24 protein-coding genes are annotated in these 26,260 nt (G+C 65.7%); 7 read left to right on the forward strand and 17 right to left on the reverse strand.

Translation table 11 applies throughout. The features are described from left to right. Window positions 1-2: 2 nt before the first annotated feature. From LH400_RS13825 to LH400_RS13865, 9 genes are all read right to left on the reverse strand, one after another. Window positions 3-254, reverse strand: a complete 252-nt coding sequence (locus LH400_RS13825) for a hypothetical protein (protein ID WP_229153315.1) — start codon at window positions 252-254, stop codon at window positions 3-5. 12 nt (window positions 255-266) lie between these two features. Further along, window positions 267-1,571 carry an NADH-quinone oxidoreductase subunit NuoF gene (nuoF, locus tag LH400_RS13830; protein ID WP_229153316.1) on the reverse strand — a complete coding sequence of 435 codons (1,305 nt, stop codon included), beginning with the start codon at window positions 1,569-1,571 and terminating at the stop codon, window positions 267-269. Window positions 1,572-1,592: 21 nt separating this feature from the next. Then, window positions 1,593-3,074: an NADH-quinone oxidoreductase subunit NuoE gene (gene nuoE / locus LH400_RS13835; RefSeq protein WP_229153317.1), complete on the reverse strand. Its 1,482-nt coding sequence runs from the start codon at window positions 3,072-3,074 to the stop codon at window positions 1,593-1,595. 127 nt (window positions 3,075-3,201) lie between these two features. Next, window positions 3,202-3,738, reverse strand: coding sequence for a Uma2 family endonuclease (locus LH400_RS13840; protein ID WP_229153318.1), 537 nt, complete (start codon window positions 3,736-3,738; stop codon window positions 3,202-3,204). A 70-nt stretch (window positions 3,739-3,808) separates the two neighbouring features. Continuing rightward, on the reverse strand, window positions 3,809-4,999 hold the full coding sequence (locus tag LH400_RS13845; RefSeq protein ID WP_229153319.1) for an NADH-quinone oxidoreductase subunit D: 1,191 nt from the start codon (window positions 4,997-4,999) through the stop codon (window positions 3,809-3,811). Then, entirely contained in the window at window positions 4,992-5,429 is a 438-nt protein-coding gene (locus tag LH400_RS13850; RefSeq protein WP_229153320.1) for a GFA family protein, read from the reverse strand. Before LH400_RS13850 ends, LH400_RS13845 begins: the two co-directional genes overlap by 8 nt. 15 nt (window positions 5,430-5,444) lie before the next feature. Then, on the reverse strand, window positions 5,445-6,050 hold the full coding sequence (locus tag LH400_RS13855; protein WP_229153321.1) for an NADH-quinone oxidoreductase subunit C: 606 nt from the start codon (window positions 6,048-6,050) through the stop codon (window positions 5,445-5,447). Between the two features lie 16 nt (window positions 6,051-6,066). Continuing rightward, window positions 6,067-6,654 (reverse strand): NuoB/complex I 20 kDa subunit family protein, encoded by a 588-nt coding sequence (locus LH400_RS13860; protein WP_370638391.1) that lies wholly within the window; start codon window positions 6,652-6,654, stop codon window positions 6,067-6,069. Next, entirely contained in the window at window positions 6,645-7,010 is a 366-nt protein-coding gene (locus tag LH400_RS13865) for an NADH-quinone oxidoreductase subunit A (protein WP_229153323.1), read from the reverse strand. The genes LH400_RS13860 and LH400_RS13865 overlap by 10 nt, the downstream gene beginning before the upstream one ends. Before the next feature lie 575 nt (window positions 7,011-7,585). On the opposite strand from LH400_RS13865, the gene LH400_RS13870 reads away from it, so the two are divergent. Beyond that, window positions 7,586-7,915, forward strand: a complete 330-nt coding sequence (locus LH400_RS13870) for a hypothetical protein (RefSeq protein WP_229153324.1) — start codon at window positions 7,586-7,588, stop codon at window positions 7,913-7,915. 150 nt (window positions 7,916-8,065) lie between these two features. Here the strand turns inward: LH400_RS13870 and LH400_RS13875 are convergent, their stop codons facing one another. Further along, window positions 8,066-9,586 (reverse strand): NAD(P)H-hydrate dehydratase, encoded by a 1,521-nt coding sequence (locus LH400_RS13875; protein WP_229153325.1) that lies wholly within the window; start codon window positions 9,584-9,586, stop codon window positions 8,066-8,068. 293 nt (window positions 9,587-9,879) lie between these two features. Here LH400_RS13875 and LH400_RS13880 point away from each other — a divergent pair, with 293 nt between their 5' ends. Together LH400_RS13880 and glnA are read left to right on the forward strand one after the other, a co-directional pair. Continuing rightward, window positions 9,880-10,218, forward strand: coding sequence for a P-II family nitrogen regulator (locus LH400_RS13880; protein WP_229153326.1), 339 nt, complete (start codon window positions 9,880-9,882; stop codon window positions 10,216-10,218). A 52-nt stretch (window positions 10,219-10,270) separates the two neighbouring features. Then, window positions 10,271-11,680 carry a type I glutamate--ammonia ligase gene (glnA, locus tag LH400_RS13885; protein WP_229153327.1) on the forward strand — a complete coding sequence of 470 codons (1,410 nt, stop codon included), beginning with the start codon at window positions 10,271-10,273 and terminating at the stop codon, window positions 11,678-11,680. Between the two features lie 93 nt (window positions 11,681-11,773). Here glnA and LH400_RS13890 read toward each other — a convergent pair whose 3' ends face one another. Next, a complete protein-coding gene (locus LH400_RS13890; RefSeq protein WP_229153328.1) occupies window positions 11,774-12,676 on the reverse strand; it encodes a LysR family transcriptional regulator in 903 nt (300 codons plus the stop codon). 93 nt (window positions 12,677-12,769) lie between these two features. On the opposite strand from LH400_RS13890, the gene LH400_RS13895 reads away from it, so the two are divergent. The 3 genes from LH400_RS13895 (at window position 12,770) to LH400_RS13905 (ending at window position 16,435) form a co-directional block, all read left to right on the forward strand. Beyond that, window positions 12,770-13,447 (forward strand): L,D-transpeptidase, encoded by a 678-nt coding sequence (locus LH400_RS13895; RefSeq protein ID WP_229153329.1) that lies wholly within the window; start codon window positions 12,770-12,772, stop codon window positions 13,445-13,447. Between the two features lie 183 nt (window positions 13,448-13,630). Next, window positions 13,631-15,658, forward strand: coding sequence for a DNA topoisomerase IV subunit B (gene parE, locus LH400_RS13900; protein ID WP_229153330.1), 2,028 nt, complete (start codon window positions 13,631-13,633; stop codon window positions 15,656-15,658). A 132-nt stretch (window positions 15,659-15,790) separates the two neighbouring features. Next, the gene (locus LH400_RS13905; RefSeq protein WP_229153331.1) at window positions 15,791-16,435 is read left to right on the forward strand and encodes a hypothetical protein; all 645 of its coding nucleotides are present in this window, start codon (window positions 15,791-15,793) and stop codon (window positions 16,433-16,435) included. Window positions 16,436-16,564: 129 nt separating this feature from the next. Here the strand turns inward: LH400_RS13905 and LH400_RS13910 are convergent, their stop codons facing one another. Beyond that, a complete protein-coding gene (locus LH400_RS13910) occupies window positions 16,565-17,263 on the reverse strand; it encodes an alpha/beta fold hydrolase (RefSeq protein WP_229153332.1) in 699 nt (232 codons plus the stop codon). A gap of 144 nt (window positions 17,264-17,407) precedes the next feature. On the opposite strand from LH400_RS13910, the gene LH400_RS13915 reads away from it, so the two are divergent. Next, window positions 17,408-18,988: a DEAD/DEAH box helicase gene (locus tag LH400_RS13915; RefSeq protein ID WP_229153333.1), complete on the forward strand. Its 1,581-nt coding sequence runs from the start codon at window positions 17,408-17,410 to the stop codon at window positions 18,986-18,988. 149 nt (window positions 18,989-19,137) lie between these two features. Here LH400_RS13915 and hflX read toward each other — a convergent pair whose 3' ends face one another. The 5 genes from hflX to LH400_RS13940 form a co-directional block, all read right to left on the reverse strand. Then, a complete protein-coding gene (gene hflX / locus LH400_RS13920; RefSeq protein ID WP_255617353.1) occupies window positions 19,138-20,526 on the reverse strand; it encodes a GTPase HflX in 1,389 nt (462 codons plus the stop codon). Next, window positions 20,527-20,775, reverse strand: coding sequence for an RNA chaperone Hfq (gene hfq, locus LH400_RS13925; protein ID WP_229153334.1), 249 nt, complete (start codon window positions 20,773-20,775; stop codon window positions 20,527-20,529). Window positions 20,776-21,048: 273 nt separating this feature from the next. Beyond that, window positions 21,049-22,425, reverse strand: coding sequence for a Trk system potassium transporter TrkA (trkA, locus tag LH400_RS13930; protein WP_229153335.1), 1,377 nt, complete (start codon window positions 22,423-22,425; stop codon window positions 21,049-21,051). Between the two features lie 175 nt (window positions 22,426-22,600). Then, on the reverse strand, window positions 22,601-23,965 hold the full coding sequence (gene ntrX / locus LH400_RS13935) for a nitrogen assimilation response regulator NtrX (protein WP_229153336.1): 1,365 nt from the start codon (window positions 23,963-23,965) through the stop codon (window positions 22,601-22,603). Then, window positions 23,937-26,198, reverse strand: coding sequence for a sensor histidine kinase NtrY-like (locus LH400_RS13940; RefSeq protein ID WP_229153337.1), 2,262 nt, complete (start codon window positions 26,196-26,198; stop codon window positions 23,937-23,939). The genes ntrX and LH400_RS13940 overlap by 29 nt, the downstream gene beginning before the upstream one ends. Window positions 26,199-26,260 lie beyond the last annotated feature (62 nt).

Here is a 26,260-nt window from a genome sequence, read left to right on the forward strand (position 1 = left end):
TGTCAGTCTTTCTCTTCCAGGCGATCGACTCGTGCTTCCAGCGTGGCGAGCCGTCCGGTCACCGTCTCGTGCCGGACATTGGCATGCATCGCGAAGCCGGCAATCGTGAACATCGTGTCGCGAAGCTCGTCGGTGCGCTGTTCGAGCTGCACAAGACGGTGGTTCACTTCGTCGAACCGCTGATCATGGTCGTCGAGCTTTGCCCTGATGTCCCGCAGCAATTCGAGGACGAGGTTTTCCCGTTCGTCGACCATCGCGTCCGCCCCCTACTCCGCCGCCTCGAGCACCGGCCGCACCTCGTGAGCATTGTGCGAATACTCGTCGATGCGGCGCTCGATCTCGGCGCGGAAGTGCCGCACCAGGCCTTGGATCGGCCAAGCCGCGGCATCGCCGAGCGCGCAGATCGTGTGCCCCTCGACCTGCTTGGTGACGTCGAGCAGCATGTCGATCTCACGCTTCTGGGCGTGCCCCGTCGCCATGCGCTCCATCACGCGCCACATCCAGCCCGTGCCCTCGCGGCAGGGCGTGCACTGGCCGCAGCTCTCGTGCTTGTAGAAGTAGGAGATCCGCGCGATCGCCTTCACGATGTCGGTGGACTTGTCCATGACGATCACCGCGGCGGTGCCGAGCGAGGTCTTGATCTCCTTCAGCCCGTCGAAGTCCATCGGCGCCTCGACGATGTCGGCGCCCGGGACCAGCGGCACCGAGGAGCCCCCCGGAATGACAGCGAGGAGATTGTCCCAGCCGCCGCGGATGCCGCCGCAATGCTTCTCGATCAGCTCGCGGAATGAGATGCCCATCGCCTCCTCGACCGTGCAGGGCTGCTCGACATGACCGGAGATGCAGAACAGCTTGGTGCCGGTGTTGTTCTGCCGGCCGATGCCGGCGAACCAGCCGCCGCCGCGTCTGAGGATGGTCGGAGCCACCGCGATCGACTCAACGTTGTTGACCGTCGTCGGGCAGCCATAGAGGCCGACATTCGCCGGGAAGGGCGGCTTCAGCCGCGGCTGGCCCTTCTTGCCCTCGAGGCTTTCGAGAAGCGCTGTCTCCTCGCCGCAGATATAGGCGCCGGCGCCGTGATGGACGATGATGTCGTAGTCCCAGCCGCACTTGTTGTCCGGCCCGAGCAGACCCGCCTCGTAGCACTCGTCGATCGCCCGCTGCAGCGCCTGACGCTCGCGGACATATTCGCCGCGAATATAGATGTAGGCCGCATGCGCCTGCATGGCGAAGCCGGCGATGATGCAGCCCTCGATCAGCGTGAACGGGTCGTTCCGCATGATCTCCCGGTCCTTGCAGGTACCGGGCTCGGATTCGTCGGCATTGACGACCAGATAGTGCGGGCGCTCGCCGACTTCCTTCGGCATGAACGACCACTTCAGACCCGTGGGAAAGCCCGCGCCGCCGCGTCCCCTCAGACCCGACGCCTTCATCTCGTTGATGATCCAGTCGCGACCCTTGCCGATGATGTCGGCGGTGCCGTCGAAATGCCCGCGTTTCATCGCGGCCTTCAGGCTCTTGTCCCGAAGACCGTAGATATTGGTGAAGATGCGGTCCTTGTCCTGAAGCATCTCAGTCTCTCCTCGCCCGCATCACGCGCCGCCGCCCGCGGACGGGCGCTTTTCGAGCTCCTTGGCCTGCTCGATCCACCCTTCGCGGACCGCACGGCCACGGAAGTTGAGGTAATTGTCGATCCAGATCAGCTCGACCTCGCGCCATTTGGCGATCTGCCAGAAATGGAAGACGCCGAGCTCGTTCAGCTTGCCCTCGATGACCGGGCCGATGCCCCGGATCTCCTTGAGATCATCGGGCTCGCCCTGCGGCCCATCGAGGAGATCGGCGGGCTTTTCTCCCGGCTCCGACTCCTCCTGAACTTCCTCGGCCTCGCTCGCGAAATGATCGCGGATGACGGGTCCGGGCGTCTCGTCGGAGGTTTGCCTCCGGCGGCCCTCGACCTCGTCGACACCCGCCTGGTCGGTCCCGGCACGATCGTAACCGCCCCCGGGCTGCGGCCGCGAATGGTCGGGGTTGAGTGCGTCGTCGACCTGATGCGATTCCGGAATGACGGCCGCCTCGGCCGCCGCTTCCTTGGCGCGCAGGTCGCCGCCCGTGGCCTGCGCATCGGCCGCCGGCGAATCGCCGGAGACCTGACCGACTTCGAGCGCGTCGCGCTCCGCCTCGCCGGTCTCGCCCTGCTGCGTTCCGCCGGTCTGCCCGGCCGCGGGAGCGTGAGCCTCGGCGGTGAGCTCGTCGCTCTCCTCGCGCTCGCCCGCCTCGACGGCATTGCCGTCCTGCGCCTTGCCGGGAGCCGCGATCGCGGGATCGGTCTCCGGCGCGTCGGTGTCGGGCCGCCCCGCCTTGGACGGAGGCGTCGCAGCGGCACCCCCCCCCTCACCTTGCGGCGGAGCCCCATCGGCCGGACCGTGCCCCGCTTCGCGACGCTGCGTCTCGATGATGTCGTCATAATCGCCGGTGAGGCTGGTGAGGCCGCCGATCGGCGCCGACAGATGCCGCCCGTTCTGCGGACCCGGCTTCACCTCTTCCGCCCGTCCGGCCTCGAAGAGATCGATGATCTCCTCCAGCCGCTCCGGCGTCAGATCCTCGTAGGTGTCCTGAAAGATCATCACCATCGGCGCGTTGACGCAGGCGCCGAGGCACTCGACTTCCTCCCAGGAGAGCGTTCCGGCCTCGTTGCGGTGGAACGGCTCGGCGTGGATCTTCTTGCGGCAGACTGCCTTCAGGTCTTCGGACCCACGCAGCATGCAGGGCGTCGTCCCGCAGACCTGGACATGCGCCTTGGTGCCGACCGGCTTCAGCTGGAACTGCGTGTAGAAGGTCGCAACTTCCAGCACCCGGATCAGCGGCATCTTCAGCATGTCGGCGACATGCTCGATCGCCGCCTTGGTCACCCAGCCATCCTGATCCTGCGCACGCATCAGAAGGGGAATCACCGCGGACTGCTGACGACCCTCGGGATATTTGCGGATGGTCATCTCGGCCCAGGCGGCGTTCTCTTCCGAGAACATAAAGCCCGTGGGTTGGACGGCATCTTCCGCGAGACGTCTGACGGACATCGGACCTCGACTTTAGAACCAGTTCAACATGCGTGTGTTGCGGCGCGTTCTACCACATGACCGGCAAAAGGCCAGTGGCGAGGCGCCGCAGGTTTCGGCCCTGTTGGAACCTCTCGGGAGGGGTTCATCAGGCACCGAGAAGTGCATCCACCGAAACGACGATGCCGGGCGGGGAAAGATCGACCGTAGCTTCGCGTCCGAGGATGCGCGTGAGGATTTCGCCTTCGATCGACGAGCGGCGATGATGGACGACACGGGCCTGCTCGGGGGCCAGGATGAGGTAGTGGCAGATTGAGGGCAGGACGAAATAGTCGAGCAGCTTGCGGCCCGCATCGGTCTTGAAGGTCGATGGCGACGCCACCTCGACCACCACCACAGGATTGGTCGCGATGATGTCGTCGGGGTCGTACGGTCCGCAATGCACCAGCGCGTCCGGCTCGCGCACCGTATGATCATCAATGCGCACGCTCACACCGTCGATGAACGCGTGGCAGTCGAGGCCCCGGCTCCTGATCGCCGTCCGCAGGGCGAGCCAAGCGCTCGCCTTGGACTCAGCGTGCCGGATGCGCTCCGACTGCAGCCGTACGGGCTCGCCTTCGACCAGCTCGTAGCGCTCACTATCAGGAAGGCCGTCGCACCAGGCGAAGAACTCGTCGGTCGTCATCGGCTTTGTGTCGGAAGGCTCTGCTTTCATCATGGCATCAGACTACTACGCCCGCTCCCTCGCTACCGAATCAGCGATCGACCTCGCCGAACACGATGTCGAGCGTTCCGAGGATCGCCGAGACGTCGGCCAGCATGTGGCCCTTGCACATGACGTCCATCGCCTGGAGATGCGCGAAGCCCGGCGCCTTGATCTTGCAGCGATAGGGCTTGTTGGTGCCGTCGGCGACGAGATAGACGCCGAACTCGCCCTTCGGGGCCTCGACCGCGGCATAGACCTCGCCCTCGGGCAGGTGGAACCCTTCCGTGTAAAGCTTGAAGTGGTGGATCAGCGCTTCCATCGAGCGCTTCATCTGGCCGCGCTTGGGCGGAACGACCTTGCCTTCCAGAGACGACACCGGACCGGCGCCCGCCGTAGACGTCAGGCGCTCCACGCACTGCTTCATGATCTTCACGGCTTCGCGCATCTCGACCATGCGGATCAGATAGCGATCGTAGCAGTCGCCGTTCTTGCCGACCGGAATGTCGAATTCCATCTGGTCGTAGCACTCGTAGGGCTGCGCCTTGCGCAGATCCCACGCTGCCCCCGATCCGCGGACCATGACGCCGGAAAAGCCCATCGCCCACGCGTCTTCCAGCGTGACGACGCCGATATCGACGTTGCGCTGCTTGAAGATGCGGTTGTCGGTGAGGAGGCTCTCGATATCGTCGCAGACTTCCAGGAATGGATCGCACCAATTGCCGATATCCTCGACAAGCTGCGGCGGCAGATCCTCATGCACGCCGCCCGGACGGAAATAGGCGGCATGGAGACGCGAGCCGGAGGCGCGCTCGTAGAAGACCATCAGCTTCTCGCGCTCCTCGAAACCCCAGAGCGGCGGCGTCAGCGCGCCGACATCCATCGCCTGCGTGGTGACGTTGAGAAGATGCGACAGAATGCGGCCGATCTCGGAGTAGAGGACGCGGATCAGCTGACCGCGGGTCGGCACCTCGACGCCTGCCAGCCGCTCGATCGCGAGGCAGAAGGCGTGCTCCTGATTCATCGGCGCGACATAGTCGAGCCGGTCGAAATAGGGGATCGCCTGAAGGTAGGTCTTGTGCTCGATCAGCTTCTCGGTACCGCGATGCAGAAGGCCGATATGCGGATCGACGCGCTCGACGATCTCGCCGTCGAGTTCCAGCACGAGCCGCAGAACGCCATGCGCCGCAGGATGTTGCGGACCGAAATTGATGTTGAAGTTGCGGACGTCGATCTCAGCCATTCGGCTCTTCCTGCGTGGGCGCCATCATGGCGAAGAACTCGGCGCCGGTCATCTTCTGGGTCTCGTTCGCGAACTCGTACCAATCCGGCTTGGAGTCGATGAAGATCTCCGACGTCAGCCGGGCATCGCCGAGGTCATTGAGCGTCGTCGCCGACAGCGCATAGTGCTCGCCGTCCTGGCTTCGCCAGAACAGCGCCGTGCCACAGGCCTTGCAGAAGCCGCGCTCGCCCCATTCCGAGGACTTGTAGACCGTCAGCAGATCGGTGCCGGCCAGGACGACGTTCTCGGCACCGGCGATCGCGAGGAAGGGCCCGCCGGACCAGCGCCGACAGGTGTCGCAGTGACAGGCGCCGATATCGACGGTCTCGAAGTCGGCATCGATGCGGATGCCCCCGCAAAGGCATTTGGCTTGCAGTTGCTTGATCGCCATCGCAGGTACCCTCGCCTATTGCCTGGCCTTCTCGTCGCCGGGAAGCACGTAATCGGTGCCTTCCCAGGGCGACAGGAAGTCGAACGAGCGGAACTCCTGCCGCAGTTCGACCGGTTCGTAGACCACCTGCTTCTTCTCTTCGTCGTAGTGGACCTCGACGAAGCCGGTCAGCGGGAAGTCCTTGCGCAGGGGATAGCCCTCGAACCCGTAGTCGGTAAGGATACGGCGCAGGTCCGGATGGCCGGTGAACAGGATGCCGTAAAGATCGTAGGCCTCCCGCTCGTACCAGTCGGCCACCGGGAAGATGTCCGAGACGGAGGGAACGGGATCGTCCTCGGCGGTCCGGATCTTGACCCGGATGCGCTGGTTCTGCCGCGGCGACAGGAGGTGATAGACGACCTCGAAGCGCTTCTCCCGGGCCGGATAGTCGACGCCGCAGAGATCGGTCATATTGACGAACTGCGTCTGCGGATCGTCGCGCAGGAAGGTCATGACCCTGAGAATGTCCTCCGGCGCGACGACCAGCGTCAACTCGCCGAAGCGGAAGAAGTGCTCGTCCAGCCGGTCGCCGAGCGTCTCGGCGATGTAGTCGGCCAAGTCCTTGGTGGCGAATTCGCGCATCTTCAGACCCTCCGACTCAGCGCTCGATCGTGCCGGTGCGGCGGATCTTCTTCTGCAGAAGCAGGACGCCGTAGAGCAGCGCCTCCGCGGTCGGCGGGCAGCCGGGCACGTAGATGTCGACCGGCACGACCCGGTCGCAGCCGCGCACCACCGAATAGGAATAGTGATAATAGCCGCCGCCATTGGCACAGGAGCCCATGGAGATGACGTAGCGGGGCTCCGGCATCTGGTCGTAGACCTTGCGCAGGGCCGGCGCCATCTTGTTGGTCAGCGTCCCCGCGACGATCATGACGTCCGACTGGCGTGGCGAAGCGCGCGGCGCGAAGCCGAACCGCTCGGCGTCATAGCGCGGCATCGACATCTGCATCATCTCGACGGCACAGCAGGCGAGACCGAAGGTCATCCACATCAGAGAGCCGGTACGCGCCCACTGGATCAGGTCTTCCGTCGAGGTGACGATGAAGCCCTTGTCGGCCAGCTCGTTATTGACGTCGGTGACGAACGGATCGTGTGCCGGCGCGACGCTCCGGCCGGGACCGCCAGCCCCAAGGCCCGCCTCGGCCGAATTGACGGCCATAGGATTCTCGCGCGAGATCAATCCCATTCCAATGCGCCCTTCTTCCACTCGTAGATGAAGCCAACCGTCAGCACCCCGAGAAACACCATCATCGACCAGAAGCCAAACCAGCCGAGCGTCCCGAAGCTCGCGGCCCACGGAAAGAGGAAGGCCACTTCGAGATCGAAGATGATGAACAGGATCGAGACCAGATAGAACCGGACGTCGAACTTCATGCGCGAATCGTCGAACGCATCGAAGCCGCACTCATAGGCCGACATCTTCTCGTCGTCGGGCGCCTTGAAGGCCACGAGGAAGGGCGAGACCAGAAGGGCCAGGCCGATGATCATGGCGACGCCGACGAAGATGACGATCGGCAGGTAGGATGCCAGCAATGCGCTCATCGCGTCTTTCAATCCTCATATCGGTTCGCGGAGGCCGGGCCGCAAGGCTAACTTACGGAAACGCCAACGCTTTCTGCAATGCGTCCAGTCGAGATCGAAGCCCTCACCCAGGCGCCCTCGGCCTCGGCCGAACGCGTTCGGCCGGCCGGTCTGCCGCAATGCGGCGAGGGTTACCGCCTTCTCCGGCCCGAAGCAAGGCGGGAAGGCGTGGCGCAACCAGCCTTTGCCGGTGTTAGTCAAGAAGAATGCCCACTCATGATCGGCCGTGGCGCGGCAACGGATGCGCTCGACCCGGCGCGCCCGCCGCAAGGTGAAGCCCGCCAACCGGCTGCAACGCTTCCAGAGTCCCGAACACGATCCTGCAACCGGACGCCCGCCAATCCGGCTGGATTACGGCGTGGACATCGCCCAAGATCCGGGTGAGATCCGCTGCTGCCCTGCGAGGGTGGCCGCGATCTCCGGCGGGACCGGCTCAGGAGGGGGACGGCTCGCGCCGGCTCGAAGGAACGCCAAAGACTTGCCGCATATCCGGCGGATCGATGCGACCATGGGTCGCCGCAGATGGGAGAGAGACGATGACGAATGGCCAGAAGCCGGCATGGCTGCCGATGGTGAGCGCCGAGCGCGACGGGCGGCGCATCCTGGTCACTGTGCGCGGGGGCGAACAGGGCCCGGCCGAGGTCGACACCGTGCGCTGGGCATCTCCGCGCGGGAGCTCGGAGCGGTGCTGGATCGCCGCGGACACGGGACCCGACAGTCTCGTCACCTATGAGGACGACGAGCTCGTCGCCTGGATGCCCCTGCCCCAGCCGCCATCCGCCCACGCTGCGGTCGAGGAGGCCGGCGAATGGCCGGAACCGGCGCTGGAGAGCGATTTCGAGGAAGAGGCGGGGTCCGGGATCTAGGCTCCCGACAGAACACGCGCCCGGCAAGCCGGACGAGGTCGAGGATTCGGCGCGGGCGGGCCCCGGCATTGGTGGTAGCGGGACGCCGTCCCGCCAAGTGGCGATTAGCGCGCGGCGGCGCAGCCGCTTGCGACTCACCTAGCGGCTGACTCACTCGGTGAGTTCGGCCCAGACCCGCGGCAGCATGGCCGGCAGGTCTTCCGAGATCAGACCCGGTCCGAAGGCTTCGGCGGCCTTGCCATGCATCCACACGGCCGCCGCAGCCGCCTCGAAACTCGCCGTTTCCTGCGCCAGTGCGCCCGCCACCATGCCGGCGAGAACGTCCCCCGTTCCGGCCGTGGCAAGCCATTTGGTGCCGGTCGCGTTGATCGCGGCGCGCCCGTCCGGCGCGGCGATCACCGTATCGCGTCCCTTGAGGACGAGGACGGCGCCGGAGCGCTCTGCGGCGAGCCGCGCCCGCTCGAGCTTCGACAGCGCCCCATCCTCCGCAAGGTCGGGAAACAGCCGCTTGAACTCGCCCGCATGCGGCGTCAGCACCAGCGCCGGTTCGGCGCCGGCCTGTCCGGCGGCGGCGCGAGCGGCGCCAAAGAGAGTGTCCGCCTCATCCTGAAAGGCGGTGATGCCGTCGGCATCGAGCACGAGACGACGCCCAGCCGCAAGGATTGCCTCGGCATAGAGACGGGCGCTCTCTCCGGCGCCGAACCCTGGGCCGAGCACGAAGGCGTTGAAGCGCGGGTCTTCGAGATGTTCGGCAAGCTCCGACGCATTCTCGCAGCGCCGCAGCATGACCGCGGTCAGATGCGCGGCGTTGACGAGGATCGCGGCGCTCGGTGCGAAGATCGTAACGAGCCCCGCCCCGGCTCTCAGGGCCGCCGACGCCGCCAGCCGCGCCGCGCCCGTCTTCGATGCCGGTCCGGAGAAGACGACGGCATGGCCGCGATCGTATTTGTGGCCGGCCTCCGTCGGGAGGCTCACGCCGGGACGCCACAAACCCGGGCCGTTGGCGAATGCCTTCGGCGCGATGTCCCTCAGAACGGCCGCCCCGATGCCAATGTCAGCGACGATCGTTTCGCCGCAGAGGCTGCGTCCAGGCTCGAGGAGATGGCCGGGCTTCAGGCGGAAGAAGGTGACGGTGACGTCGGCCCGGACGGCAGAGCCGAGAACCTGCCCGCTCGCCCCGGATACGCCAGAGGGAAGATCGACCGCCACGACCGCCACGTCGCTCTCGTTCAGCCGGGCGATCGCCCGCGCCGCCTCGCCCTCCACGGCCCGCGACAGGCCGGCGCCGAACAGCCCATCGACTACCACGTCGAAGGACGGCGGCTCGAAGGCCGAGAGCGGGGCCGGCGGATCGGCGAGGCCGGCGGCGGCGATCGCCGCATCGCCGGACAGGTTCGAGACCGGCTGCAGCGCGAAAACGCTCACCTCGTGCCCGGCCCCCGCCAGATGCCATGCGGCGGCAAAGGCGTCGCCGCCATTGTTGCCCGGTCCGGCGAGCAGCGCCACGCGCCGGGCGGCCGGAAAGCGCGTCGAAAGTTCCGAAGCGACGGCGCGCGCCGCCCTGTCCATGAGGACAATTCCAGGGGTGCCCGCGTCGATGGTTGCGCGGTCGGCGCGTCCCATTTCGGCGGGCGTCAAGAGAACGGTCTCATTTGCCCGCTCTTTCGGCATCGTCTCAGCTCGTTTCGGCATCACATTGACCAATTTCTAGGCATATCGCGTGACAGCGGCGAAAGCCTCATGTAGCTCATGAGAAAATCGCTTGCAGGGCGTCGCTTCCGCCTAGATTGGCTTTGGCGAGCCGGTTTGGCATCATGGCAGTGGGAGTGCTCGCCTGCCAGCGACCCGAGGACTATTTCCATCCCCTCACGGCGCAGGACCCGCCTGTTGGCACGCCTCGTGCTTCAACGCCGGTCAGCGGGCCGGCGGCCCGTGACGGGGGACAAGATCGAAAAGGAATGTCGATGAAGAAGGTCGAGGCGATCATCAAGCCGTTCAAGCTGGATGAGGTCAAGGAAGCGCTGCAGGAGGTCGGATTGCAGGGCATCACGGTCACCGAGGCCAAGGGCTTCGGCCGCCAGAAGGGACATACCGAGCTCTATCGCGGTGCCGAATACGTGGTCGACTTCCTGCCGAAGGTGAAGGTCGAGGTCGTGCTCGGCGACGAAGCCGTCGCCGCCGCCGTCGAGGCGATCCGTAAGGCGGCTCAGACCGGCCGGATCGGCGACGGCAAGATCTTCGTGTCCAACATCGAGGAAGCGATCCGCATCCGCACCGGCGAATCCGGCACCGACGCGATCTGATCGCACCGCGCCTCCACACTCACCCGAATCATCGACAACAGGAAGGGTTGCCATGACGAGCGCCAACGACATTCTGAAGCAGATCAAGGACAACGACGTCAAATTCGTCGACCTGCGCTTCACCGATCCCAAGGGCAAGACGCAACACGTCACGATGGACGTCTCCATCGTCGACGAGGACATGTTCTCGGAAGGCTCGATGTTCGACGGCTCGTCCATCGCCGGCTGGAAGGCGATCAACGAATCCGACATGGTGCTGATGCCGGACCCCGAGACGGCCTACATGGACCCGTTCTTCGCGCAGTCGACCATGGCCATCGTCTGCGACATTCTCGACCCGATCTCCGGCGAGGCCTACAATCGCGACCCGCGCTCCACGGCGAAGAAGGCCGAGGCCTTCCTGACGCAGTCCGGCACCGGCGACACCGCCTTTTTCGGCCCCGAGGCCGAGTTCTTCATCTTCGACGACGTCCGCTTCAAGGCCGATCCGTACAATACCGGCTTCCAGCTCGATTCGACCGAACTGCCGTCTAACGACGACACCGAATACGAGACCGGCAATCTCGGCCACCGCCCGCGCACCAAGGGCGGCTACTTCCCGGTTCCGCCGGTCGACTCGTGCCAGGACATGCGCTCGGAGATGCTGACGGTCATGGCCGAGATGGGCGTCTCGGTCGAGAAGCACCATCACGAGGTGGCGGCGGCCCAGCACGAACTTGGCATCAAGTTCGACACGCTGACCCGCAACGCCGACAAGATGCAGATCTACAAATACGTGATCCATCAGGTCGCCAACGCCTACGGCAAGACCGCGACCTTCATGCCGAAGCCGGTCTATGGCGACAACGGCTCAGGCATGCACGTCCACCAGTCGATCTGGAAGGGCGGCAAGCCGACCTTCGCGGGCAACGAATATGCCGGCCTGTCGGAGAACGCGCTGTTCTATATCGGCGGCATCATCAAGCATGCCAAGGCGCTGAACGCCTTCACCAACCCCTCGACCAACTCGTTCAAGCGCCTGGTCCCCGGCTTCGAGGCGCCGGTGCTGCTCGCCTATTCGGCTCGCAACCGCTCGGCCTCCTGCCGCATCCCCTTCGGGCAGTCTCCGAAGGCCAAGCGCGTCGAGGTCCGCTTCCCCGACCCGACGGCGAACCCCTACCTCGCCTTCTCGGCCATGCTGATGGCCGGCCTCGACGGCATCAAGAACAAGATCCACCCGGGCTCGGCCATGGACAAGGATCTCTACGACCTACCGCCGGAGGAGCTGAAGGAGATCCCGACGGTCTGCCGGTCGCTGCGCGAGGCGATGGAGTCGCTCGATGCCGACCGCGAGTTCCTGAAGGCCGGCGGCGTCTTCGACGACGACCAGATCGACGCCTTCATCGACCTGAAGATGGCCGAGGTGCTGCGCTACGAGATGACGCCGCATCCGATCGAGTTCGACATGTACTACTCGATCTGAGGCGAACCGCTCAAACACGATCAACGAAGACGGGCGTCCGGCAACGGGCGCCCTTTTTTGTCGCCACCGCAGAGCGCGCTTTACCCTCGTGATTCAGGCGATCCCGTCGATCCGTGCGAGTTGCCCGGCCAACTCGTCGGCGAAGCTGCGAACGACGCTGCGCATGTATCTGAGCGAGGGATAGGCGAGGAACATCTCGGCCGGCTTGACCTCGTATCGCGGCAGAATCCGGACCAGCCGGCCGTCGGCCAGCGCGTCGTTCACCAGCAGCGTCTGCACCGGCCCTGCGGCGTGGCCAGACAGCAGCGTTTGCGCGATGACGTTGGCGTCGTTGGTGTGGATCGAAGGGCTGACGTCGACCTCCAGCCGCTGCTTGCCCTGGGAAAGCGACAAGGCCCCCCGAGGCGTGAGAACGTTCGAACTGACGACGAGCGGCACCGCCTGGAGCTGTTCGATCGTCTCGAGCGATCCGTGCGCGGCGAGGAAGCCGGGACTTGCGGCCAGCACTCGCTGGACGAGCCCGAGCCGGCGCACGACGAGATCCTGCACATCCGGCCGACCGTAGCGGATAGCGAGATCGAAATTCTCGTAGATCAGATCGACCGACCGATTTTCCAGAATGAGGGTCACGGCAACGTCGGGGTGGCTGTCGCGATAGCCCATCACGATCGGGTGGATCGCCCGCGCGCCGACGCAAGATGGCGCATGAATGCGCAGCGATCCCTCGATCCGCCCCTGGTCGAGCCTCACGCCCTCGATCGCCGCGTCGAGCTCTGCCAGCGCCGAGCGGCTTCGCTCATAGAGCGCCTGCCCCGCAAGGGTCGGCCTGACGGCCCGCGAGGATCGCTCGAAAAGCCTTGCCTGCACATGCCGTTCCAGATTGGCGAGATGCTTCGACACCGCCGGCTGGGAGAGCGAGAGATCCTCGCCCGCGCCGGTCATCGAGCCTCGTTCGACGGTGCGCAGAAAAACCCGCAACGCGGCGCTGAGATCCATATCCATTCCAATCAGCTATGACTGGTATCACGCCATCACCATTGTTCATATCGCTCTCTCGGCTATGCCTCAAGACACAATCGAGGGACTGAGATGACATCACCACTGAACCGCAGAACCATGCTCGCCGGCATGGCATCGAGCCTTGCCGGCTGCGTGAGCCAGAACCCGGCGCATCGCCTGGTGGATTGGCGAGAAGACAGCGGCTATGCCTCGATGTACGCCGCCGTCGAAGGCGAGCCCTTCCCCGTGGCCGCCGTCGATCTGTCGCGGCTCGCCGATCCGAAATTCCTGCGCCAGGAGGTGACCTGCCCGACGACGCACCCTGTCGGCACGGTGGTGGTCGATCCCAACCGGCGCTTTGCCCATCTCGTTCAGGAGAATGGCCGCGCCCTTCGCTACGGCGTCGGCGTCGGCAGGATGGACGATTTCAACTTCGTCGGCGAAGCGGTGATCGCCCGCAAGGCGGAATGGCCGCGCTGGACGCCGACGCCGGACATGATCGCCCGCGAACACGCGCGCTACGAACCCTATCGGGACGGCCTGCCGGGCGGCCCGACCAATCCCCTCGGCCCACGCGCCCTCTATCTCTACCGGGACGGGCGCGACACGCTGTATCGGCTTCACGGCACCGTCGAGCCCTGGACGATTGGCACGAAGGTTTCTTCCGGCTGCATTCGTCTCTTCAATCAGGACATCATCGATCTTTATCGCCGGGTTCCCGTCGGGACGAAAGTCGTCGTCCTTCCCGTCGAGACCGGCACGGCCTGACAGCGCTCCGCTGGCGTCAGCACCGAAATCCACGAAAACCCCGTGGAAAAGCGGAAAATCACCACTGATCAGGCCCAGGTCGCAGAGCCCGACGCTTGAAGAACATTTCGTGAAAGTATAGCAAGGAGCCATGATCGCGGCGCAGCATGAGACCCCTTCGAGCCAACGAGGATTTTCCAGCCGATGAGCGACGACCTGTTTTCGGGCAACGCCGCTCGCAAGCCCGCGGCGCCCAAGCCCGCATCTCCGTCCAGAAAGCCGCCGCAGGAGTTCGTTCCCGGCGCCGATTACACCGCTGCCGATATCGAGGTTCTGGAGGGGCTGGAGCCGGTGCGCCGGCGCCCCGGCATGTATATCGGCGGCACCGACGAGAAGGCCGTCCACCACCTCTTCGCCGAGGTCATCGACAATGCGATGGACGAGGCGACGGCCGGGCACGCCAATTTCATCGAGGTCTCGCTGGAGGCCGACGGCACGCTCTCCGTCACAGACAACGGCCGCGGCATCCCGGTCGACCCGCATCCCAAATACAAGAACCGTTCGGCGCTCGAAGTCATCATGACGACGCTGCACGCCGGCGGAAAGTTCGATTCCAAGGTATACGAGACCTCCGGCGGCCTGCACGGCGTCGGCGTTTCCGTCGTCAACGCGCTGTCGGAAAAGCTCGAGGTCGAGGTCGCCCGCAACCGCAAGCTCTATCGCCAGACCTATTCGCGCGGCCATGCGACCGGCGAGCTGACCGAGGTCGGTGAGATCCAGAACCGCCGCGGGACACGGGTGCGCTTCCGGCCCGACCCCGATATCTTCGGCGCCGGCGTCAAGTTCCGGCCGGAACGGCTCTTCGCCATGGCCCGCTCCAAGGCCTATCTCTTCGGCGGCGTCGAGATCCGCTGGTCCTGCGACCAGAGCCTGATTACGGCGGATGGCCCGGTTCCGGCGCGCGAGACCTTCCACTTTCCAGGCGGGCTGAAGGACTATCTCGATTCCACCCTCGGCACCGAGCACCGGGTGACGTCGCAGATCTTCGCCGGCCGCACGGAGAAGGTCTCCGGCCACGGCGCGGTGGAATGGGCGGTCAGCTGGACGCCGGAGGACGGCTTCGTCCGCTCCTACTGCAACACCATCCCGACGCCGGAAGGCGGCAGCCACGAAGCGGGCCTGCGTGCGGTGCTCCTGCGCGGCATCAAGGCCTTTGCCGAGGTCTCCGGCAACAAGCGGGCGTCGATCGTCACATCCGACGACATCATGCAGACCGCGTCGGCCATGCTGTCGGTGTTCATCCGCGAGCCGGAATTCGTCGGGCAGACCAAGGACCGGCTGGCGACGGTCGAGGCGCAGCGGATCGTCGAGCAGTCGATGCGCGATTCCTTTGACATCTGGCTCGCCTCCTCACCGCAGGACGCAGCCAGGCTGATCGACTGGGTCGTCGAGCGCGCCGACGAGCGGCTGCGCCGCCGCCAGGAGAAGGAGGTCAGCCGCAAGACGGCGACGCGCAAGTTGCGGCTTCCCGGCAAGCTGGCGGACTGCTCTCAGACGGGCGCGGCGGGCGCCGAGATCTTCATAGTCGAGGGCGATTCGGCCGGCGGCTCGGCCAAGCAGGCGCGCGACCGCAAGATCCAGGCGATCCTGCCCCTGCGCGGCAAGATCCTCAACGTCGCCAGCGCCGGACGCGACAAGCTTGGCGCGAACCAGCAGCTCGCCGACCTGATCCAGGCGCTCGGTTGCGGCACAAGGGCCAAATACCGCGAGCTGGACCTGCGCTACGAGCGAGTCATCATCATGACGGACGCCGACGTCGACGGCGCCCATATCGCCTCGCTCCTTATCACCTTCTTCTATCAGGAGATGCCGGAGCTGATCCGCGGCGGCCATCTCTTCCTCGCCGTCCCTCCGCTCTACAAGCTGACCCAGGGCGGCAAGACCGCCTATGCCCGCGACGACCGTCACCGCGAACAGTTGGTCGCGCGCGAGTTCAAGGGCAAAGGCAAGATCGAGGTCTCGCGCTTCAAGGGTCTCGGCGAAATGCTGCCGGGCCAGCTCAAGGAGACCACGATGGACCCTCGGAAGCGCACGCTTCTCAAGGTCGTCATGGACGAGACGCCGGAAGCCGGCACCTCCGGCGCAGTCGAGGCGCTGATGGGCAACAAGCCGGACCTTCGCTTCCGCTTCATCCAGGAGCGGGCTGCCTTTGCGGAAGATCTCGACATCTGATTGCGCGGCATCTTAATGCTGTCGCACGAGTTTGGCATCGAAGGCGGATCAGCCATTTCGTCACGCGGCTCCGGACGGCGCAGGGATGCGACAGCAGCGCAGATCGCGGAGCCCTCAACGCGGAGATCACTCGTGAACCGACAACTGCTCTTGTCGACAGGCCTCGCGCTCGCCCTCGCGCTCGGACCGGTGGCTTCCCTCGCCCAGACCACACCGTCGCCGGACAAGGCGGAGACGCCCGCCGCCGAGGCTGCGCCGGCCATGGCTGCGGAGCCGGCAGCTCCGGCAGACCAGATCGCGCCGCAGGCGACACAAGCTCCTGCGTCCGACACGGCACCCGCCGGTCAGGCCGAGGCGACCGGAAAGACTGCCGAGGCCGGATCGTCGGCGACGGATATTGCGTCCGTGGTCGAAGGCCTCACCCCGATGGTCCAGGACGTCCAGATCGTCGGGCCCTGGACCAACGGCGACAGGCAGGGTGTCTGGCGCACGGTGATCGCACAGCCGAGCGGCGAAAACGCCAAGTCGCATTTCTTCGTCCAGCAGATCGAGACCAAGGGGACCGACTACACCGTCCTCTCGACGACCGAGATCACGGAGATCTCGAAGGTGGACGGCGCGATCCTCGGCTATCGTGCGGACGAGCCGAGCGATGTCGATCCGAACAGCCTGATGCTGTTCTTCGAGATCGTCCCGACCGGCGCGGAACTGTCCGAAACCTACGAGTTGCGTTTCCATCCGGGCCAACCCTACGACTTCGGCCCCTCTACCAACTGAGGCTTTCGACGGCTGGCAGGTCGGAGGGGATGCCCGCGACGGGCTCCTCGCACCGGCCTGCCGAACTCTCCCCACATATCGGCCCTGGTGATACGTCGCGGGACACTCTGCCGGAAAGCGCGATGCCGGTCAGGAGGCCGCCGCTACAAGCCGGCGCAGCGCCGCGGTCGCGGGATCCGGCGCCTCCAGCGTCACCAGGTGGCCGCCACCCTCGATCATGGTGAGGTGCGCGCCGGGGATCGCAGCCGCCATCTCCCGCGAGCGGGCCGGGTCGATGATCTGGTCGAGGATGCCGGCGAGAACTTCCGTCGGCGCCGCGACACCGGACAGGAGATCTGTCTGGTCCCGCCGCGCGATGATCGCTTCCTGCTGGCGGATGAAGGCCTGGATCCCGACAGCTTCGGCCATGGTGACCGTCAGCGCCCTCAGTACCGGGTCGCGGGCCGCCTCGGGAGCGAACAGGCGGTCGGCAAGGACATCGCCGACCGCCGCGATGCCGGCCCGTGCGGCGAACGCGATCAGGCGCCGCCGCGCTTCGGTCTGCTCCGGCGTATCGGGCCGCGCGCTGGTGGCCATGAGGGCAAGGCCGAAGACGCGATCAGGCGCGAGCCGCATGACTTCGAGAGCGACATATCCGCCCATCGACAGCCCGCACAGCACGAAGCGCCGGGGCGCTTCGGCCAGGAGACGTTCCGCCATCGCGGTGATCGTGGCATCTTGCAGCGTATCCGCAATCAGGCAGTCGGCGCCGAGCGCCTCGATCTGGTGGCGGTAGAGTTCGCCGGTGCAAAGCAGGCCCGGCACGAGGACAATGCTTGTCGATTTCATGAATTTGGCCCTCCAAGTCCGCAAAACAGGCCCTATATGTTGGTCCAAGGTTGACTCGCGACTGCGGTCGCCCTATCGCCCCAGTAGCATGGGCCTTGAACGGCGCGACCGCGCCATCGTCTCCATTTGTAGAGAACTGCCAGCTTGACACTCTTTTCCGAACTCGGCCTCAGCGCCAAGGTTTTGGCGGCCGTCGAAGCCGCCGGCTATCGCGAACCCACGCCGATCCAGGAACAAGCCATTCCGCATGCGCTTCAGCGGCGCGACGTGCTCGGCATCGCCCAGACCGGCACCGGCAAGACGGCATCCTTCGTTCTGCCGATGCTGACGCATCTGGAAAAGGGCCGCGCCCGCGCGCGCATGCCGCGCACGCTGATCATCGAGCCGACGCGCGAACTCGCCGCGCAGGTCGAAGACTCGTTCAACAAGTACGGCAAGGACCAGAAGGTCAACGTCGCGCTTTTGATCGGCGGCATGTCCTTCGGCGACCAGGACAAGAAGATCGACCGTGGTGTCGACGTCCTGATCGCCACGCCCGGCCGGCTTCTCGACCATTTCGAGCGCGGCAAGCTGCTTCTGACCGGAGTCGAGATCCTGGTGATCGACGAAGCCGATCGCATGCTCGACATGGGCTTCATTCCGGACATCGAGCGGATCTGCAAGCTCCTGCCCTTCACCCGGCAGACGCTGTTCTTCTCGGCCACCATGCCGCCGGAGATCACCCGGTTGACCGAGCAGTTCCTGCAGAACCCGGTCCGGGTCGAGGTCGCCAAGCAGGCCTCTGCGGCGCTGACCGTGACCCAGCGCCTCGTTGCCTCGCACAAGACCGACTATGCCAAGCGCGAGACGCTGCGCCAGGTCATCCGCGAGCAGGACGAGCTGACCAACGCGATCATCTTCTGCAATCGCAAGCGGGACGTGTCGACCCTGTTCCGCTCGCTGGAAAAGCACGGATTTTCGGCCGGCGCGCTGCATGGCGACATGGACCAGCGCTCGCGCACGGCGATGCTGCAAGGCTTTCGGGACAACCAGATCCAGTTGCTCGTCGCCTCCGACGTCGCGGCGCGCGGCCTCGACATCCCCGCGGTCAGCCACGTCTTCAACTTCGACGTTCCGATCCATGCCGAGGATTACGTCCACCGCATCGGGCGCACGGGTCGTGCGGGCCGCTCGGGCAAGGCCTTCACGCTGGTGACCAAGGCCGACAGGAAACATCTCGACGCGATCGAGAAGATGCTCGGCACCGAGATTGCCTGGCATGGCGGCGACGTCTCGTCGCTGCCGGCCGAAGAGGCCGAGGAAAAGCCCGGCCGGCGCACAAGCAGCCGGCGCGCCAGCGGGGGAACCAGACGCCGGGAAGGCGAAGAAGAGCGGACCGAGCGGCCAAGCCGCCGGCGCGGCAAGACGACCGATACGCCGGCCGCTGTCGAGGAGCCGGCCGTCACCCGGGCCGAGGCCGGCGAACTCGCCGTACCGGTGGAGGAGATTAGCGAGGCGCCGGCGGCTGCCGCTCAGGCCGCTCCTTCCACCGCGCGCGCTTCGCGCAGCAGCAGCCGGACCGCGGCGAACTCCGATCGCGCCAGGCCCACCGCATCCGGGCGCGGCCGCAACGCCGGATCGCCCTCGCCGGCAAACCGCGGTCGCGGTGGCGAGGACAACGGCAAGCAGCCCGTCGGCTTCGGCGACGACATCCCCGCCTTCATGCTGATCGAAACCGGCACCTGAGAGTGCCGGTCGCGCGGCTTTCGAGGCTGCGGCGGACCCCAATCGTTGTGATTACGAAAAAGCCGCGCGCCCATGGCCCGCGGCTTTTTGATTGTGATGTATAGTCCGCTGCCGACGCGAGGTCCGGCGGCCCTTCCCGAACGTCCGGATCAGTGGATCGAGACGCCGGCGACCTGCTCGCTCATCCGGCGCAGCTCCGTGCGCGCCTGTGCAGTCAGTTCCACGGTCAGCGAGACCGCGCCGTCCTCGCGGTCGTCCCGCGTCTGCACCGAGGCATTCTTGTAGAGCCAGGGCAGCACGCTCATTGCATCCGGCTGCAGATCGAGCGTGACGGCGCAGAGCGCGCCGGCGATACGGTTCTCGATGTCGGCAAGAAGCGCCGTCGTCCCCTCGCCCGTCACCGCGGAGACCAGATGCGCCGCCGCAGGATCCGGCAGCCCCTCGCGAACCGTCGCCAGATGGTTGCGGCCGGGCTCGTCGAGAAGATCGATCTTGTTCCAAACCTCGACGACGTGGTGGGAATCCTCCGCGTCGATCTCCAGATCGTGCAGGATCTTCTTCACGTCGTCCGCCTGGGCGAGCGTGTCGGGATCCGCCATGTCGCGCACATGCAGGATCAGATCGGCCTCGATCACCTCCTCCAGCGTCGCCCGGAAGGCCGCGACGAGATGCGTCGGCAGGTCGGAGACGAAGCCGACCGTGTCGGAGAACATCACCTCGGTCCCGTGCGGCAGCACCGTGCGGCGCAGCGTCGGGTCGAGCGTCGCGAAGAGAAGGTTCCTGGCGAAGACGTCGGACCCGGTCAACCGGTTGAACAGGGTCGACTTGCCGGCATTGGTGTAGCCGACCAGGGCGATGACCGGATGCGGCACCTTCTGCCGCTTGGAGCGGTGCAGCTGGCGCGTCCGCTTAACCTGGTCGAGCTCGCGTTCGAGCCTCTTGATCTTGTCCTGCAGCTGCCGGCGATCCGCCTCGATCTGGGTTTCGCCGGGCCCGCCCATGAAGCCGGCGCCGCCGCGCTGGCGCTCCAGATGAGTCCAGGAGCGCACGAGGCGGCCGCGCTGGTAGTTGAGATGGGCGAGCTCCACCTGCAGCCGACCTTCCTTGGTGCGCGCGCGCCGGCCGAAGATCTCGAGGATCAGCCCTGTGCGGTCGAGCACCTTGGCGCCTAGTTCCTTTTCCAGGTTGCGCTGCTGGACCGGGGTCAGCGGATGGTCGAAGACGACGAGGCCGATTTCCTCGGCCGCCACCGTCCCCTTCAGCTCCTCGACCTTGCCGGCGCCGATCAGTGTCGCCGGCCGTGGCTTGGACCCGCCGACGACGCCGCTGGCGACGATGTCGAGATCGATCGCAGCGGCAAGGCCGAGTGCCTCGGCGAGCCTTGCATCGTCACTGCGGCGCGTGACCTCGCTGGCCGAGCCGCCGGACTCATCGGCAGCGGTGAAGTTCCGGAAGGTCGGCACGAAAACCGCGGCCCGGGTGGCGACGCGGCGATGCTCGATCGGACCGCGGGGTCCGGATTCGCGAGGTTCTGTCAATCAGTCGTTCCTGTCCTCGTCGCCGCCGTCATACATCTGGACCGGCTGCGACGGCATGATCGTGGAGATCGCGTGCTTGTAGACGAGCTGCGAATGGCCATCCCGCCGCAATAGCACGCAGAAATTGTCAAATGAGGTAACAACCCCCGTAAGCTTTACGCCGTTGACCAAAAAGATCGTCAACGAAATTTTCTGCTTGCGGACCGTGTTTAGGAAGAGATCCTGCAGATGCTGTGGCCGCTCAGGCATTTATGCGCGTTCCTTGTTATTCGTTCTTCGGCGGCGCCTGCCATGGGTCGGGCCGGAACGGCCGCATTCCCCGCATGCTGACGAACCGCGCTGGTGTCGGTTCATGCCTGGAATGTGGTCTCTTGCGGCGCCGCCGTAAAGCGGAAGATTGCCCGCATTTGCCGCTACGGCGAAATCCGCTCGACATTTCTGCAGATTACGGCCGGTTCCGCATCCGGATCGACGGGTTCGACTTCGCCGCACTGCGGCGAAAACCCGATTCGCGGAGCCGTGTCAGAAGAATTCGAGGCTGACGCGGAACATCTGCTCGACATGACGCACCGCGCTTGCGGCGGCGAAGATCACCACGCGGTCCTTCGCCCGGATCCTCGTCTGGCCGCTCGGCTTGACGTATTCCCCCGCCCGGTAGATCGCCCCGATCCTCAGGTTCTCCGGCAGGTCGAGTTCGCGCAGCGGGGCGCCGACCAGCGGCGAGGTCTCCAACGCCTCGGCCTCGATCACCTCGGCGACGCCGTTCTGGATCGAATGGACGGCCCGGATCCGGCCGCGCCGCACATGCTGCAGGACGCGCGAGATCGTCACCGTGCGCGGATTGATGAAGGCGTCGATACCGAGCGTGCGGGTGAAGCCCTGATAGTCGGCATTGTTGAGGAGAGCGAGATTGCCCTTGCAGCCGAGGCGCTTGGCCATGACGCTCGACAGGATATTGACCTTGTCGTCATTGGTGACCGCGACGAGCAAGTCGCCCGTCGCAATGTCGGCCTCTTCCAGGATCGCCTGGTCGAGGCCGCTACCATGGAGCACGATGGTGCGGCGGAGGCTGTCGGCGATCGTGACAGCGCGCTCGTGATTGGCCTCCACCACCCGGATCCTGGCGCCAAAATTGCGCCGCTCGATCTGGCTGGCGACATAGAACCCGATATTGCCGCCGCCGATGATGACGATGCGCCCGGCCTCGGGCTCCTCATGACCGAAAAGGCCGAGCGTGCGGCGCACATGCGATTTCTCCGCGACGACATAGGCGACGTCGCCCGGCACCATCTGGTCGCCGGAGGCCGGGATGAACACCCTGTCGCCCCGCCAGATCCCGACCACGGTGGCGTTGAGGTCGGGAAACAGCTCGGTCAACTGGTCGAGCGGCGTGTTGACGACCGGACAGTCCTCCCGGCATTCGATCGCCACCATGGCGATCCTGTCGTCGGCGAAGCGGACCGCGTCCATGGCGCCCGGCAGCGCGATGCGGCGCAGCACCATCTCGCCGACCTCGACCTCGGGCGAGATGACCACGTCGATCGGCAGATTGTCGGTCGAGAAGAGATCCTGCCAATGGGCTCTCAGATAGCTCTGCGACCGGATGCGGGCGATCTTGGTCGGCACGTTGAACAGGGAATGAGCCACCTGGCAGGCGATCATGTTGACTTCGTCGTGGAGGGTCACGGCGATGATCATATCGGCCTGCTCGGCCCCCGCCTCGGCGAGGACGTCAGGATGGGCGCCGTGCCCCACGAAGCCGCGGGCGTCGAGATTGTCGCGGATCGCCTGCACCAGCGCGCGCGAGGTGTCGATCACCGACACGTCGTTGCGTTCGGAGGCGAGCCGCTCGGCAATGCCGTAGCCGACCTGCCCTGCGCCGCAAATGACAACCTTCATGCCGCCCGCCCTTGGAGAATGCACCTCGTACCGGCGTGCATAGACCCTTGCAGCCCCGGGCGCAAAGCGGGGCGGTCGGACCGGCACCGGCACCGGCACCGGCAAGCCCGCCTGCCGTCACGGCGCTGCGGCACGGCGGGCCGCATCGACGGCTTCGGCATGGCTACCCGCCGCCTCAGATGCCGAGAGACTTCAGCTTTCGATGCAGGGCCGAGCGCTCCATGCCGACGAATTCCGCCGTCCGGGAGATGTTGCCACCGAAGCGGTTGATCTGCGCGACGAGATATTCCTTCTCAAACACCTCGCGGGCGTCGCGAAGCGGCAAAGCGAGGATCTGGCCGTTCGCCTGGCTCGGCGTCCTCGGCAGCATGTCGCCAACCTCGTTCGGCAGCATGTCGGCCGAGATCGGTTCTTCGGGATCGCCGTCGCGCGCCAGGATCATCAGCCGCTCGACATTGTTGCGAAGCTGGCGGATATTGCCAGGCCAGTCGCTGGACTGGAGCACCGCCATCGCCTCGGGCCCGATCGGACGCGGCTTGATGCCGGTCTGCTCGCTGATCTGCTTCATGAAGGCCTCGATCAGGAGGGGCACGTCCTGGCGGCGGTCGGCAAGCGGCGGCACCGGGATCGGGACGACCGCAAGCCGGTGATAGAGGTCCTCGCGGAAGAGGCCGTCGGCGATCATCGATTCCAGATTCTGCGAGGTCGACGAGATGATGCGCACGTCGACGCGCACGCGCTTGGAGCCGCCGACGCGCTCGAAGGCCTGATCCGTCAGGACACGCAGGATCTTGTTCTGCGTCTCGCGCGGCATGTCGGCGACTTCGTCGAGATAGAGGACGCCATGATGGGCCTCTTCGAGCGCTCCCACCTTGCGCTCGACGCCCGGCGGCGTCTCGGTGCCGAACAGTTCGACTTCCATCCGGTCCGGCGTGATGGCCGCGGCGTTCAAGGCGACGAAGGGGCCGCCGGACCGCGGCGAGGCCGCATGGAGCGCCCGCGCGACCATCTCCTTGCCGGAGCCCGAGGGCCCGAGAATCATGACGCGGCTGTTGGTCGGCGCGACCCGGTCGATCAACGTGCGCAGCTGGTTCATCGGCTGCGACTTGCCGATCAGCTCGGCAAAGTCAGACGACCGACGCCGAAGCTCCAGGACCTCGCGTTTCAGCTTGGAGGTTTCGAGCGCGCGCTCCGCGACGAGAATCAGCCGGTCGGCCTTGAACGGCTTTTCGATGTAATCGTATGCGCCGCGCCGGATCGCCGAGACCGCGGTCTCGATATTGCCGTGGCCGGAGATCATCACCACCGGCACCTCCGGGTGCTGGGCCTTGATCGCGTCGAGGAGGTCGAGCCCGTCGAGCCGGCTGCCCTGCAGCCAGATATCGAGAAACACGAGCCGCGGGACGCGATCGGCGATCGACGCCAGCGCCGCGTCGGAATCGCCAGCCGTGCGGGTCTCGTGACCCTCGTCCTCGAGAATGCCCGCGACGAGCTCGCGAATATCGGCTTCGTCATCGACGATCAGGATGTCCGATGCCATCGGTCTCACCAATCCTTTCTGGAGTCTCGCTTCGATTTGCGGGCGGTTTAGCGCCACCGGGCAGCATGATTCGCACCATCGCCCCCTGCGGCTGATCGGGGGCGTCTTCCAGCGAAATCTGCCCGCCATGGTCCTCGATGATCTTGCGGACGATGGCGAGGCCGAGGCCGGTCCCCTTTTCACGGGTCGTCATGTAGGGTTCGAGCAGACGATCGCGATCCTGGGGCGGAAAACCCCGGCCATTGTCGATGATGTCCACCCGGTGAAAGGCTCCACCGGCCTTTGCGCGGATCGTGATCCGGCCGGCGACGCCTTCCGTCGCCTCCACGGATTCGACCGCATTCTTGACCAGATTGCCGAATGCTTGTGACAGAAGACGGATGTCGAAGGAACCGAGCATGGGCTCGTTCGGGATGTCCGCCTCGAACGCAATGCCGTGATCGCCCATCTCGCGCATGAACATGGCTTCGCGCAGCGCTTCGCGCAGGTCCTTGTTCTCCATGGTCGGCTTGGGCATGCGCGCGAAGGTAGAGAACTCGTCGACCATCCGGCCGATATCGCCCACCTGCCGGACGATCGTCTCGATGCAGCGGTCGAAGACCTCGCGGTCGTCCTCGACGCGCTTGCCGTAGCGCCGGCGGATGCGCTCGGCCGACAGCTGGATCGGGGTGAGCGGATTCTTGATCTCGTGGGCGATACGCCGGGCGACATCGGCCCAGGCCGAGGTGCGCTGCGCGTCGACGAGGTCGGTGATGTCGTCGAGGGTGACGACGCTCGATTGGCCGTGCTCCTCCTCCGCGGAGGAGGAGGTGATGCGGACAGCGAGCGTGCGTTCGCGCTGCCGGATCTTCAGCTTCACTTCTTCCTGATATTCAAGGCGCCGCGATTGCGAGGCGGCATGGTGGATGCGGCCGATCTCCGGGAAGACGGCGGCGAGTTCCCGGCCGACCACCGCGTCCGCCTCGACGGCCAGGATCCGTTCGGCCGAGGGATTGAGCATCGATACCGTGCCATCCTCCTCGACACCGAGGACGCCGACGGTCACGCCCGAGAGCACCGCCTCGGTGAAGCGGCGGCGCTCGTCGATGACATCCTTGGCGTGAACGAGTTCGGAACGCTGACTCCTGAGCTGCAGGATCATGTTGTTGAAGGTGTTCGACAGCGAGCCGACGTCGCCATCCGATACCCGCACCGGCACCGAGATCGATAGATTGCCCTCCGAGACTTCATCGGCTGCGCCGATCAGGAGACGGATCGGCCGCACCAGACGGTCCGCGACCCCGATGCCGGTCCAGATCGCAGACAGGAGCACGATCAGCATGATGCCGAGATAAAGCAACGCGAAGGCGATCTGCAGGCCGAAGCGGTTCGACTTCAGGCTCGAATATTCCGCCGTGCGCTCTTCCATCAGCCGCAGCGCGCCGAGCACCTCCGGGTCGACGGCGCGCACGGTGTAGAGATAGGCGCCCGAGATCTGCCGCAGCTTGATGATCGCGCCGACGAGATTGGTCACGCCGGGGGGGATGAAGACGAGATTGCCCTCCGCGGCCTGCGACAATGCGTCTGCCGGCGGCACCGGCAGCGGCTTCTCCACCTCTACGTTCGCCTGGAGGAACGGCGTTCCGTCGGTGCGCAGCAATTGTGCCCCGAGAAGCGAGCGACCGCGCGCCTGCTCCGTCAGGAAGGACTGGAATCCGGTCCGGTCGAGATCGTAGAGGCGGCGCTGCTGGTCGAGGTCATACGCCATCGACAGGGTCGACCCCTGCAGATTGCGCGCGTTCTCGTTGACATAGGCCCTCGCGACGCTGATCGAGGAATCGATGATCGCCTGGGTGCGCATGCCGAACCAGCGGTCGAGACCGAGATCGAGGGTGACACCGGCGACGATCGCCACCAGCAGCGCCGGCAGGGCCGCAACGATCGAAAACAGGACGACGATGCGGATATGCAGGCGCGAGGCCGCCTTGCCTTTCGCGCGCGCGCGGAACATGCGCATGACCTCGCGCCCGATCAGGACGCACAGGATCACGACGAAGGCGCCGTTGACCACCGTCGCGATCGTGACAATCGTGTCGGTCGGCGCGATCGGCGTCAGCCCCATCAGGACGACGAAGGAGATCGCACCGGTCACCAGCGCGCCGACCACCGCCAGTAGGCCCGGCACGAGCATGAAACGCCGGCGCTCCAGAAGGAACGGAATCTCGGTTTCGGACTGAATCGGTTGCGAGGTCATACGTGGCTGCAGTTGACGGTGGCGTTGCTACTGAGCAACGGAATGTGTCCAAACTGCAACGA

It is taken from the genome of Jiella soli, assembly GCF_020615385.1.
Lineage (GTDB): Bacteria > Pseudomonadota > Alphaproteobacteria > Rhizobiales > Rhizobiaceae > VKMB-3413.